General features: G+C 51.3%; 9 protein-coding genes and 2 pseudogenes. 3 read left to right on the top strand and 8 right to left on the bottom strand.

The genetic code is table 11. The features are described 5' to 3' along the window. Positions 1-127: 127 nt before the first annotated feature. The 3 genes from ACRZ91_RS18105 to ACRZ91_RS18095 all read right to left on the bottom strand — a co-directional run bounded on the left by ACRZ91_RS18105 (position 128) and on the right by ACRZ91_RS18095 (position 4,590). A complete protein-coding gene (locus ACRZ91_RS18105; RefSeq protein WP_480907544.1) occupies positions 128-1,039 on the bottom strand; it encodes a glycosyltransferase family 2 protein in 912 nt (303 codons plus the stop codon). A 7-nt stretch (positions 1,040-1,046) separates the two neighbouring features. After that, complete coding sequence (locus tag ACRZ91_RS18100; RefSeq protein ID WP_480907542.1) at positions 1,047-2,744, bottom strand: ABC transporter ATP-binding protein; 1,698 nt, start codon at positions 2,742-2,744, stop codon at positions 1,047-1,049. Between the two features lie 1,147 nt (positions 2,745-3,891). Next, positions 3,892-4,590, bottom strand: a complete 699-nt coding sequence (locus ACRZ91_RS18095; RefSeq protein WP_480907540.1) for a DnaA N-terminal domain-containing protein — start codon at positions 4,588-4,590, stop codon at positions 3,892-3,894. Positions 4,591-4,964: 374 nt separating this feature from the next. On the opposite strand from ACRZ91_RS18095, the gene ACRZ91_RS18090 reads away from it, so the two are divergent. Both ACRZ91_RS18090 and ACRZ91_RS18085 read left to right on the top strand, forming a co-directional pair. Next, on the top strand, positions 4,965-6,275 hold the full coding sequence (locus ACRZ91_RS18090) for an AAA family ATPase (protein ID WP_480907538.1): 1,311 nt from the start codon (positions 4,965-4,967) through the stop codon (positions 6,273-6,275). Beyond that, positions 6,272-7,324, top strand: coding sequence for a ParB/RepB/Spo0J family partition protein (locus tag ACRZ91_RS18085; RefSeq protein ID WP_480907536.1), 1,053 nt, complete (start codon positions 6,272-6,274; stop codon positions 7,322-7,324). Before ACRZ91_RS18090 ends, ACRZ91_RS18085 begins: the two co-directional genes overlap by 4 nt. Positions 7,325-7,408: 84 nt before the next feature. Here ACRZ91_RS18085 and ACRZ91_RS18080 read toward each other — a convergent pair whose 3' ends face one another. The 3 genes and pseudogenes from ACRZ91_RS18080 to ACRZ91_RS18070 all read right to left on the bottom strand — a co-directional run bounded on the left by ACRZ91_RS18080 (position 7,409) and on the right by ACRZ91_RS18070 (position 9,799). Beyond that, a complete protein-coding gene (locus ACRZ91_RS18080; RefSeq protein ID WP_480907534.1) occupies positions 7,409-8,464 on the bottom strand; it encodes a tyrosine-type recombinase/integrase in 1,056 nt (351 codons plus the stop codon). 258 nt (positions 8,465-8,722) lie between these two features. Next, positions 8,723-9,235, bottom strand: a pseudogene (locus tag ACRZ91_RS18075) (IS6 family transposase); the annotation flags it as partial. Positions 9,236-9,514: 279 nt separating this feature from the next. After that, positions 9,515-9,799 (bottom strand): hypothetical protein, encoded by a 285-nt coding sequence (locus ACRZ91_RS18070; RefSeq protein ID WP_480907533.1) that lies wholly within the window; start codon positions 9,797-9,799, stop codon positions 9,515-9,517. Between the two features lie 78 nt (positions 9,800-9,877). Between ACRZ91_RS18070 and ACRZ91_RS18065 the strand changes: the two are divergent. Beyond that, positions 9,878-10,732 (top strand): annotated as a pseudogene (locus tag ACRZ91_RS18065) (IS3 family transposase); the annotation flags it as partial. A gap of 163 nt (positions 10,733-10,895) precedes the next feature. On the opposite strand, the gene ACRZ91_RS18060 reads toward ACRZ91_RS18065, so the two are convergent. After that, positions 10,896-11,240: a type II toxin-antitoxin system RelE/ParE family toxin gene (locus tag ACRZ91_RS18060; RefSeq protein WP_480907531.1), complete on the bottom strand. Its 345-nt coding sequence runs from the start codon at positions 11,238-11,240 to the stop codon at positions 10,896-10,898. Next, positions 11,230-11,487: a ribbon-helix-helix domain-containing protein gene (locus tag ACRZ91_RS18055; protein WP_480907529.1), complete on the bottom strand. Its 258-nt coding sequence runs from the start codon at positions 11,485-11,487 to the stop codon at positions 11,230-11,232. The genes ACRZ91_RS18060 and ACRZ91_RS18055 overlap by 11 nt, the downstream gene beginning before the upstream one ends. Between the last annotated feature and the right edge of the window lie 531 nt (positions 11,488-12,018).

The raw sequence follows: 12,018 nt of genomic DNA, 5'->3' as shown, positions 1-12,018 counted from the left end.
AACAGAGCCATCATCAACGCGTCTTAATAATCAAAATATTATACTTATGACTACTACACAAAAGCCTAGTTTCGCAAAGAATTTGAGTTTTCAAACCAAGTACATGAAGAGATCTGTTTAATTAGCCCTATTTCCGCTGATCGGCGCGTCGTAGCCAGAGCAGACGAATAGTTTCAGTTATCTTCACCACTCGAAGAACATAATGGACACCCCAAACTCCAAGGGCTCGTCGGGTAGATAGATCGGATTTTCCAAGAAGATTTTTCAGAGTCTTAAACGACGGGATCAGCTTGTGAACGGGTGGTATGTAATTCACAATTCCACGCTTCGCGTTCCTACGCAAACGCGCGCCTTCAATTCGGCGGGCTTTGGTGATGTGTTCACCGAGACTTCTACGCGCTGGATGTCTTACGATGGCTTCCTCGGCAAAAAGGATAGGTTCGCCTGCAGCTTTTGCGCGATCGTTCCATTCCATATCACCACCTGACAAAACCGTGTCGTTGAACCGACCGACTTGATCTATCACACTGCGACGCAAAATCAGGTTGGCAGTAACAGCTCTGCCACGTTCAACCCACTTCTGCTGCTCCAGACCAAGATGAACGTCATACAATTCCGTTGTCGTCCATTCTTCCCCGTTAGGGATCAGAACAACATTGCCTCCGAACCGCCCAACCTCAGGGTGATCCTGGGCTATCTTCAATCCAGCTTTCAGATACTGAGGGACAGGCTGACAATCTGAATCGGTAAAGAAAAATAGGTCGGCATTCGCGTCATCAATACCGCGGTTTCGTGCCGCGTATGAGCCCGGCTTTGCTTCGCTCAATATACGAGCGTTTGCAGGCAAGCGAAACTCAGACGGAATTTGGTCGGAAGGATCATTGTTTACCGCAATAATCTCAAACTGATCGGCATTCAGGGTCTGGGAAGCCAAACAGTCCAGACAGATCTGAAGTTGATTCCAACTGTGGTAAGTTGGAATAATGACGGTCGCGGCCAGTGGTTGCCGCGCCGGTCGTCTTGCAGATTGCTGCGTCAAACCAAGCTCACTCTGCGCTAACTGCGTTAGAATACTGATGGTCGTATAAGGTTTTGAAGGGGCCTTGTTCTTTCAACAAATGTTTGGCGCTCCCTTGCTCCAACACTTCTCCACTTTCAATCACAACAATCTTGTCCGCGTGCATAATAGTTGAAAGGCGGTGCGCAACGATAATTGTTGTACGCCCTTCCGTAAGCCTGCTTAGCGCTTCCTGCACCAGATGTTCCGACTTTGAATCCAGCGCACTCGTCGGCTCGTCCAGCAACAGAATGGGGCTATCGCGCAACAACGCACGGGCGATCGCAAGGCGCTGCTTCTGACCGCCAGATAAGAAGGCTCCGTTTTCGCCCACCATGGTGTCAAAGCCCTGCTCCAAAGTCATAATGAAATCATAGGCGTTTGCGGCCTTGGCGGCCTCGATCACGTCCTCTTGTGTCGCTCCCTCTCGGCCAAAGCGAATATTGTCGGCGATCGACGCTGAGAAAAGAAATGTCTCTTGGCCGACAAAGGACATATTCTGGCGCAATGTCTTGAAAGAGGTGTATTTTATGTCTTGGTCATCGATCGAAATCGAACCACTATTTGGATCATATAGGCGCAATGCAAGGTTCAAAATGGTCGACTTTCCGCCACCAGATAAGCCAACCAAAGCGGTCGTCTTGCCGGCCTCAAAGGTCAACGAAAGCCCCTTTAAGATCGGATCACGCCGGGCGTAGCCGAATACAACATCGTCAAACACGACTTTGCGAGGCCCATCCGGCAGCGCTTTGGGATTAACTTCCTCAGGCAGGGTTTCCGGCTCGTCCAGCATGCTGAACAGCATTTTGACACGCCGCAAACCTACTTCCATCTTCACCCGCACCTTGGTCAGACGCTTCGCAGGTTCATACGCCATCATCACAGCGGTAACGAATGACATCAGTTCGCCCGGGGTAGAGGCCGCTGCACCAAACAACTTACCTGCACTCAGCCCGATGACCGACGCAATTGCAAATCCTGCCAGAATATCAGTCAGTGGGCTGGTTGCCGCTTGCAAGCGAGCAAGCTTATTACGGCGTTTTTCGACACTTTTAACTGCCGAATTCATCTGTTCGGCCATGCGTTCTTCTAGTCCAAAGGACTTGACCACCCGAATTCCGGCCGACGTCTCCTGAATGACCTTCATGATCGCGCCCATCGACTGCAGTTCCATATCCGCAATATCGCGGACCTTACGAAGCAGCACCCGAACCCCCAGAATCGCCAGCGGGCCGACGATTAGTGTAAAGAGGGACAAGACTGGTTGCTGATAGAACATCACGGCAAGCAAACCAATCAATGTAAGCATGTCTCGAACGGCGGTCGTGACCATTATTTCGATAACCGTCCGCGCAGCCTGTGCTGACTGTGTCACTCTCAACAGCAAATCCGAGCTTTCGGTCAGGTTAAAGAAAGATACGCCCTGCCGCAAAAGCTTGTCGTATAGCTTGATCTGCTGTTTTGAAACGATCCGGTTCCCAGCGCGGGTCAATGCTACAACCTGGACGTAGGTGGCGACACCTTTAACCAAGAAAATAGTGAACACGGCCATCGAAACGCTAAAGATCTTGGCCGAATTTTCACCGTCGAACAGCGAGTCAACGACATCGCGCATGATGAACGCGATACCAGCTGTAGTCCCCGCCACAAACACCATCGCGATAATTGCAATGGTATACGGCAGCATTTGCTCCCGCATGTTCTCTGACAGCAAACGCCACAAGACGGAATCGCTTAGTACTGCCGCAAACTTTGATTTGATCTTTTGCAATGCACATGCCCACTGTGATCAGGATCGAGACATGTCTGTTATGACAGACTCATAAATCGTGTCCGCTAGATAGTCGCCCGCTCTCTATTGGGCAAGCCCGCGCGGTATTCCACGGTTTCGATGCGCAATGTCCTGATCGGTGGGTCGACACGAGTATAAGCCGCCAAAACCCGCCCTGACCGCTTCTAAGCAATGTATTGGGCAATATACAAGAAGGCGCGACAAGCATAGCCTGGGCCCCTACCCTTTCGGCCTCGTTCAAATGTTGAAACCAACTGACCCAAAACTCGGGATCGCACCCATGTAAGATGGTCTGAACTTGCGCGCAGCCCCCCTCTCTTCGAGGGAGAGAGGTAGCTGGTTTTGACTAAAACGCGACAATATTGTTGTACTGATCGGATTCATGTTGCATCCGATCCTGAATGTCTGATCCGATAATGGGCCAGACCTCGACCGTACCAAGTAGAATCTGTGGAACTGTCGCAAACATTGCAGAGGAATAAAGCTATCACTCTGATTAGCTTCAATTATCCAGCGAACTCTGCAAATTAGCGGTATCCGCATGCCGAACGTCCCAGCGACCTCTTACCGATCAAATAGGCTGTTTCGATTTCTGCAACAACTGGGTTGAACTTTTGAAGCCAGGCATGGGCCTCGTAAGCTGCTTGATGAACCGGTGATCCTGCTTGTAGATTTTGTTCACTTCTTTGGTTTGCTACCCGCCAAGGATGAATACATTACTAACCGGCTGTTCATCCTCGTATGTTCGACCTTAACACTACTTTCAGCCGGTATTTCTTCTAGATCACGACAGGAAACGCCGTTTCGAACGCAGAAGTAGACCGCAAATAGGATCACAGATACTGGGTAGAGCGCGCCATTGAAATAGATCACAAGACTTTCCCAAATATCATTGCAGACCAAGCCTCAATTGGAATTAACACGCGAAGCTGCAACATTCCAACCAACGACTGCGACAAAGAACGGTTCTCTACTAGTTTCAATCTGCAAATCTGATTGGTTTAATTCAAACAAATTCAAGCAAAGCAACGGCATGTTCCAGTTAGCCTATCAGACGCACCTTCTGAATTCGCCCAAATTCAAGTTGGATAGCTCCAAGCAAAGGCTTCAAATGGTGAGACTGAATGTACTGTGCAATGAACTTGCTTGGCGCACGCAAGGTGATCGTCTGATCTTGGGTTTCAACAAGTTGAAGGTCACGATACCAGCATTTGAACAACAAAATTTCTGACTCTGATAGGCGTTGGAGCGCCCTGCCCCACGGACTTTGAAGATCTTGTCTCTCAGGTTCGACTTCTAATTGTTTTTCTTGACCAAATTGAACATGAACGACCTTTTCGGATGGTTTTGGTATTTGCATTTCCATGCGTGATACAAAATCAGAACCAACATTTTGCCAAACTGGTTTGCTTAGGCGATAAATTTCCGCGTAGTTGAGTCGGTACGCGGCAACACGGCCTCTAACTCCGGGCCTAAGCTGAAGAAGCATGTTATAACTCGTCAACCGCTTAATTTCTCGCTTGACGGTTCGCTGGTCCACGGACCAGAGGCGGGCCATTTCTTTTTGTCCGACCGTCAGCTCATCAGTGCGCCAGTTGTATCGGGCGGTTATCAACGCAATGAGCCGCATCATTGAATTTTGAAAACCGGGTGTACCACATAATCCCGCAACAGAGATTGCAGTTAGTAGATCGTACTTCTGTGAACCGGCCTGATGTCCTGTAAATCGTTTTATTTCCATTTTGATACTGCCACTGTGCCTCGAACGGATCGGTCTTGCTGTCCGATTCCATCAATTGGGTTCAGTGTGATGAAATCCCGTAGTTTGTCAACGAACTTTGAAAAGCAGGATACCCACTTCATTTTTCAAAATCAAAAGAAAATTCGGTTAGTAGGTAATAGGTGACATTCTGGATGACACCCTATTAGAGGGTGAATGTCACCAAATATCTAGTTATTGATTGATGCTTGTCACCAAAACATAGCCTGGCATTCGAATTTCATCCCGTATTTAACGGATCATAGGCAAAAAAGCGGGATTTCTATTCTTTACGTTTTGCAGTTTCCGAAAATCGCGTTATTAAAAGACAACCGTCATATAACAAGAGCAACATCATGCGTGACCACACCGACCTTCAAGCTATGAACGAACGAAGCCTGGCTCAACAGGCTGCCGTCCGCCGAGCTACTTTCTCGCCTGCAGACGAGAAAGTTCTTCGACCATTCTCAATCTGGGAAATTAGCCAGTTCATGTTTGATGTCCCGGCCGACACCTTGAGAAAGAAGTTGGCCGAAGACCCGTCTCTTCCGCAAGGTGCGACTGAAGATGATGGACGGCAAAGATGGTTTTCTCTTGCTGAGATTAATGAGTTGAGACGGCGTTTGAGATTTAGGGGTAGGAGCCTTCTGCCTCAAAGGCCGGCAGGCCGGGCTATGAGAGTGGCGGTTTCGAACTTTAAGGGTGGTGTCGGCAAAACTGTCGTTGCTCAGCACTTGGCGAATGCGGCCGCGCTTGATGGTTATCGTGTTTTGGTGGTGGATTTTGACCCCCAAGCGACACTCACTCATTCAATGGGTCTGGCTGAAGTAAGAGAGTGGAACACTGTCTGGGGCATTATGTGTCGCGACCTCTGCCGTGAGGCGAACCGGATCGCGGACGAATATGATGATCCAGCAGATTGCCCCTACCCTACTGCCGACGAGTTGCCAGAAGATGTTCAGTCGATCGGCGCACAGCGTGTTCAGGATTTCATTCAAAGAACTTCATGGTCGACGATTGACATCATTCCGAGCTGCGCTAACGCCGCCTTCGTAGAATTTGCTTCCGCTCAGTATAGGTCCATTCATAAGGCATGGAGTTTTTTTGGATGCGTCGCAAGATATCTCGATGAGTTGCCGGACGACCAATATGATTTGATTATTTTCGATTGTCCGCCTGCAATTGGATATCAATCTTTGAATGCGGCTTTTGCCGCAGATATCCTCTATATTCCGTCTGGTCCTGGCTATTGGGAGTACGACAGCACAACGAGTTATCTTGGTCAACTTGGCGACGCCTTGGAAGACATAACCAACGGTTTCGAGCGTATTGCGCAGGATGCTGGTATCACTCTTCCTAAAAGGTTCGATGACATACGTGTTCTCATGACTCGCTTTGAGGCCAGCAACTCTCTGCATGTCGCGATGATGGACGCTTTCAAAAATGTCTTCGGGGCCGATGTCTGTCAAAATCCCATCGAAATGACACGTGCGGTCGAGCAATCTGGTAGGTTCCAGATGTCTGTCTACGAGCAGGACTATAGGCAAATGACTCGGGACACATGGAAACGGGCGCGTCTGTCCTTTGATAATGCATACAGTGAATTTAAGGATGTCGTCTTACGGGCCTGGGAGGCGCGTACTAAAGTTGAGGAGCGGGTAGAATGAGCGGTAACAAATTTGGCTTTACTCCAATTGATGAAGATGACCTCAAGAAAACACGCCGCCGCGAAGTGGGCCCAATGGGGGCTGCGGTACGCGAGACAGCAAACAGTTTAAATGAAAGCACTGAGAACCGTGTCGAACAGCGACGGCAAAATGCCTCCGATGCCAAGGAGTATCGCAAAGCTCGCGACGAGGGGCGAGTTTTGGTTGCGGTCAGCATCAATGAAATTCTTACGACAGATCTTCCAAGAGATCGCTTGGATCTATCGGCCGTCGCAAGTTCGGATGAGATGGATGAACTCAAGGCTTCTATTCAGGAACGCGGCCAGAAGGAGCCCATAGAGCTTTATAAGGATTCAGATGGTCGTTTCCAGCTCAAAAAGGGTTGGAGACGAGTAACTGCTCTTAGACAGCTTTATGAGGAGACTGGTGATGAACGGTTTTCCAGTGTTACAGCGCGAGTTGCCGAATCCCAGAGTGATCGCATCGACCTTTACATTGACATGGTTGAAGAGAACGTTGTTCGAGAGGACCTGACATTTGCTGAGATGGCGCAAGTGGCAATTCTTGCTTCCAACGATTCTGAGTTGGGGGCAGGGGATGCAGAAGCTTTGGTCGGAAGGCTTTACTCATCCCTGCACAAGATGAAACGCTCTTATATTCGTAGCTTTGTTTACCTGCTCAATGAACTTGAGGGCGCGTTGCCGTTTCCTAAGAGTGTCTCCAGAAACCTTGGCGTTGAAGTTGCGCGGAAACTTCGAGCTTCGTCGGGTTCAGCTGCTGTGTTAAGAGATGTGTTAGCGCGCGCATCCACAGTTCATGAGCAAAACGAGGTACTTGATGCTTTCTTGGCAGATACTGATTCTGAACGTGGTAGAGGCAAGCGACGTGAGAAAGTCGAGAGCGTGAAGTATGAGTTCCACGTGGGCGCTTCAAAAATCACTGCGCGAAAGGGAGAGTGCAGAATATTGTCTGGTCAAGACTTTAGTTCGATTGACCGTTCTAAGCTCCAGAGGGCGGTTGAAGCTTTCGAAGCTGTTTTGAACGAGTAGTAACCCGCGGGTTACCCATGCTTACATTTCTTGATTTTAATGGCGGTAACCCATGGGTTACCGCCTTTTTCGTTTAGCTCCAACTCACCCCAACAGATCTGTGGCTGGATTCTCTGCAATATCGACGTCATCGTAGTATTTCTGTGCCTGGGCCAGGGAGCGGTGCAGAGACAGGCGCATGGCGGCTTGGATCGGGGCGCCGTCAAGGGCGGCCTGGGTCAGAAACCCCGAGCGCAGCCCGTGGGGTGAGGCAAAATCCTCGGGCAATCCGGCTTGTTTCAGGCGGTGTTTGACGATCTGATAAATCGCATCCGGGCTCAAACGACGTTTCAGCACACGATCCGCTTTCGAGACAGGGCGGAACAGCGGTCCATCCTCAATCCCGCCAACCTCGATCCAATGCACCAAGGCTTGCGCGGCGCGTCCCTTCAGCACCAGTCGCGGGGTCTCGCCCTTCTGGGTGGTCTTGGTTTCCAGCAGCGAGAGCCAGACGACGCCGCTCTTGTCAAATTCCTTGAGCGAGACATCCACGCGCATCAACCCGGTGATCTCCGAGCGCCTCCGACCGCCCGAAGCCCAGCCGAGCATCAACAGCGCCCGGTCGCGGCCATCGCGGCGCGTGCCGTGGCAGGTGGCCAGCAGCTGCTCCAGCACATCGCGGGTGATCGGATGCTGCGACTTCGGGGCAGGGGGCCGGGCAGCGGCGCGGCGGGCCTTGGCACGGGCTTGCTTGACCTGGGGCGCGTCGAAGGGCGAAGTCAGGTTCTTCATTCGGTGAAAGGCCAGCAAGGAGGCGATGCGCCGATCGAGCGTCGACGGGGCCGGGCAGGAGAGGGACTTGCGCAGCCCTTGCGCAATCAGCAGCTCTGCGGTTTCGCGCGCTACATCCGTTTCTGGTGCGTCGTTCAGATCGCGGGCGTGATCGAGAATAAAAGCCAGCGCGATGGGCTCACTTTCCGGCCAATCCAGCGCTGACCCGAAACGCGCGGTTTTCCATGCCGTAACGTAGAGCAGATCCCGCTCATAGGCGCGCAGCGTATTGGCCGGCGTGCCGCGCACATACAGGTCGGTCAGCGTTTTCTGATCCGCCTGCGACAGGGCAGGGGAGGCAGCTGGAAGATAGAGGGCAGGCGGCTTCATGGGGCACATTCTGTGCTGATTTCCCCGTAAAATCAATCAAACATGATAAGGGATACTTATCGGGAGTAATGGGATTTTTTTAGGTTCACGGTATAGTGCGTAAAATGACTGAAAAATGATTATTGAGAGAAAATCTCTTTGGTAGTAAGTAGATTTGTAGCCTTTTCAAACTCTTTGTTGCTTGCTGCCTGGGATCTGTCGTAGGGCTTTGTTGCAAAGTTTTGAGCTAACCGAACTGTCTCGGCGATTGCAACGAAGTTAGGCTGCCAGTTCAGCGAATTGTTTAAACGGACAGAGTCCGGGCGCGAATTGGCCCTTTCGGATCATGTGTGACACCTCGATGCCAGCAAGTGTTGCTGCAGCAGAGGCAAAGCTCTTGAAACCGAGCATCGGGCGAGTTCGTCTTTTGATGAAACGATGGTCTTGTTCGACGATGTTGTTCAGATATTTGCGCCTAACCATCTCGATCGGGATTGGGCAGCCGAAGCCCGCGAGCATCTTGTTGATTGCCTTGATCCCAGCGGTGTTGGTACCGCTTTTGTCGATAACGATCTTTCGCGGCAGACCGTTGACCTCCAGCGTTCGGGCGAAAAACCTTGTAGCAGCTAGCTTGTTTCGACGCTCGGACAGCATAAAAGCAAGAGTTATATCGTGCTTGTCTACGGCACGATAAAGATAAACCCATGTGCCTTTCACTTTGATGTACGTTTCAACCATTCTCCAGGAGCGGTCACATGGTCCCTTGCGACGACGCGCTGCATCTGTTGACTGCCATTCTGCCCAAAGACCCGAGATTAGGATCCGCATGGCTGGCGAAACGGCTGTGTTCTCTTCTTCTAGAAGGTTCTGAACCACACCCCGCAATCCGCCACGCCCTTGGCGCATGGTAATCCCGTGTTCAACCAAAAGTCTTCGGATTTGGTTGCTGACAGCGGTGCGGCGGCCAACGAGACGATCACGCACGCGATGAACAGCCTGCAATTCCAGTTGCTCTCGTGTCTTGATCGGAAAGAACCGCATTGTTGGTCGTTGGACCACCTCGCAGATTGCTTAAGCATCGAGGAAGTCATTCTTCTGAGTTCTGAGATATGGTTTCACATACTGAGCTGGCATCAGGCGTGCATCTTGGCCCAATTCTGTAAGTGTACGAGCGATGTAGTGGGCACTGGTACAGGCTTCCATGCCGAACAAACAAGGTGGCAGAGATCGAAGTAAGGCGAACAGTTGTGGCCTTGTGTCCTTGCGCCGTTTCACGATGTTTCCAGGTACATCCATGGCGACAAGGTGACATACGTTCTTGCCGAGATCGATCCCGACGACAGCAAACTCTGGCATGGTCCTTTCCTCCCAGTTTGTTTCAAGGAGAGGATGACCTGTTTGGTCGCTCTCCGGAAAGGGCGGACCATCGCATTACTACTGAGCCCCGTTTGTCGTCGCGCCTGCATCAGCCATGTACGCAACCAGCTGAACGTTTCCGAGAGACGCGCCTGCCGCGTGCTTGGACAACACCGGTCCACGCAACGGCGTGTCCCACAAGGTCGCGCAGACGAAGATCGATTGGTGGCCGACATGATCGAGCTGACCCGTCAATACGGCCGATATGGCTATTGCAGGATCGCTGCACTGCTGAGAGTGGCTGGATGGTCTGTCAGCGATGGGCGAATTGAACGGCTTTGGCGACGAGAGGGGCTGAAAGCGCCAGTGAAACAATCGAAGAAAGGACGGCTCTGGCTGAACGATGGCTCGTGTGTTCGGCTGAGGCCGGAGTATCGCAATCATGTATGGAGCTATGACTTCGTTCATTGTCGAACTGACGATGGCAAAGCTTTTGGGACGCTGAACATCATTGATAAGCACAGCCGGGAATGCCTAGCGATTAGAGTGAAGCGCAAGCTGAACTCGACCGACGTGATCGATGCCCCGACGGATCTGTTCCTACTGCGGGGTGCACCCCGCTTCATACGTTCAGACAATGGGGCAGAATTCATCGCCCAGGCCGTCCGAGACTGTATCTCCGCAGTTGGCGCCCAGACGGCTTACATTGAACCTGGGAGCCCGTGGGAGAACGGATACTGTGAAAGTTTCAATGGCCGGTTCAGGGACGAGCTACTCAATGGCGAAATCTTCTACAACCTGCGCGAAGCTCAAATTCTGATCGAACAATGGAGGAGACTTTAAAACACAAAACGCCCCCACAGTGCTCTGGGCTATCGCCCGCCAGCGCCCGAAACCATCATCCCGAAGGAAACCAGGCCGATGATGCACTAACAATCAACTTGGACCAGTCAGATGAGGCTGCTCAGTCCTGGACTAGAACCAAGTGGAAGTTTTCAAAACTCCGCACTGTTCAACCTTCTTTAATGGTGATCAGCTCATGAAGACTCTCGGCCTAACGTACGATCCTATGGTAAGCCTATTGCCCGTGTTGGGGTTAGGACAATAGGCGAAGCAGAATGTGCGCATCGTGATTTCGGTCGCTGTAGAAGACGGCGAGCACCCGAACGACCTGTTCATCATCGTCGACTTCAAAATAGATGATCGCTTTGTTCTTGGTTACGTTCCGAATGCTATTGCCGAGATGCGGTCGTAGGGTGCCCTGGTATGGAACTTTAACCAAGCTTTCGAGGCTCACCTGAATCTCTGTAACGCGCTTCTCAGCGCGCAGAAAAGCGGTCTCCAGGTCTTCGCCAAAGTGCTCAGCGGTTTCGACAAGATAGTCAAAAATGAGATCGAGATCAGCGGTGACTTCTTCTGCGCGAACGACCTTATAGACCACGCGCGGCCCGTTTGCGTGCGATCATGTCTTCGGTGCGCATTTTGCCCTCTTCGAGAGTCACGAAGGTTCCGTTACGACGCTGATCGAGCAGCTCTCGCAATGCGTCAGTATTTTGTGATTGCTCACGCATCAGTTCGAGCCCATGCTGAAGAACGGCGGACAGGCTAGCGTAATGGCCCTGGGCGACAAGATTGCGCGCGTAGGCATCTTGTGACTCGGTCAGGGATATTGATGCTTTAACGCTCATATCGGGCCTCATGTATGCTACTGAGTAGTATGATGGCGCGGCGAGCAGCTGTCAATACTGCGCGCCAACGGGCGCAAAATATGGGGAAATCTATGCAGAGATACATTACTCCGCATATCCTGCTTAGCCGCTATGGCACGCCAACGTCGTTCAAAGGTACCTGATCCGCGCATTGATCCTGGTTGAGCCCAAGTTCTTCAAGGATCCTTTCGAAATCCAGATTGAAATTGTTGGCAATTTCTTGGAGCTGAACCTCCTGAAAAGCTATCTAGATTCCGCACCGTTCGACCTTCTTCGAAGGTGATCAACTCATGAGATTTGCCAGACGGATCTGCTGCAAAGTTTGCGGGGTAGCTTACGGTACGGGGCGAAATGAAACTCTGAGGACTTGCAGCGGATGTGTCGCAAACTCTGGGGTCTAGTTGACGAGCCTGTGTGATCTGACGATCGTTTCCGCCGAATAGATTTCGAACAGGTTACTTGAGCATGATCTCATTGAAGGGCTGTCATTTCCCCAAGGATGCTGTTTTG

The organism is Ruegeria sp. O11 (genome assembly GCF_056535285.1).
Note: the sequence above shows the minus strand (reverse complement) of the source record. Positions and strands in the feature narration are given on the sequence as shown.

Bases quoted from the DNA above. Each gene is read 5' to 3' on its own strand.
- ACRZ91_RS18100 (WP_480907542.1), bottom strand. From the start codon at position 2,744: ATGCTGCCGTATACCATTGCAATTATCGCGATGGTGTTTGTGGCGGGG.
- ACRZ91_RS18095 (WP_480907540.1), bottom strand. From the start codon at position 4,590: ATGGAAATAAAACGATTTACAGGACATCAGGCCGGTTCACAGAAGTAC.
- ACRZ91_RS18090 (WP_480907538.1), top strand. From the start codon at position 4,965: ATGCGTGACCACACCGACCTTCAAGCTATGAACGAACGAAGCCTGGCT.
- ACRZ91_RS18085 (WP_480907536.1), top strand. From the start codon at position 6,272: ATGAGCGGTAACAAATTTGGCTTTACTCCAATTGATGAAGATGACCTC.
- ACRZ91_RS18080 (WP_480907534.1), bottom strand. From the start codon at position 8,464: ATGAAGCCGCCTGCCCTCTATCTTCCAGCTGCCTCCCCTGCCCTGTCG.
- ACRZ91_RS18070 (WP_480907533.1), bottom strand. From the start codon at position 9,799: ATGCCAGAGTTTGCTGTCGTCGGGATCGATCTCGGCAAGAACGTATGT.
- ACRZ91_RS18055 (WP_480907529.1), bottom strand. From the start codon at position 11,487: ATGAGCGTTAAAGCATCAATATCCCTGACCGAGTCACAAGATGCCTAC.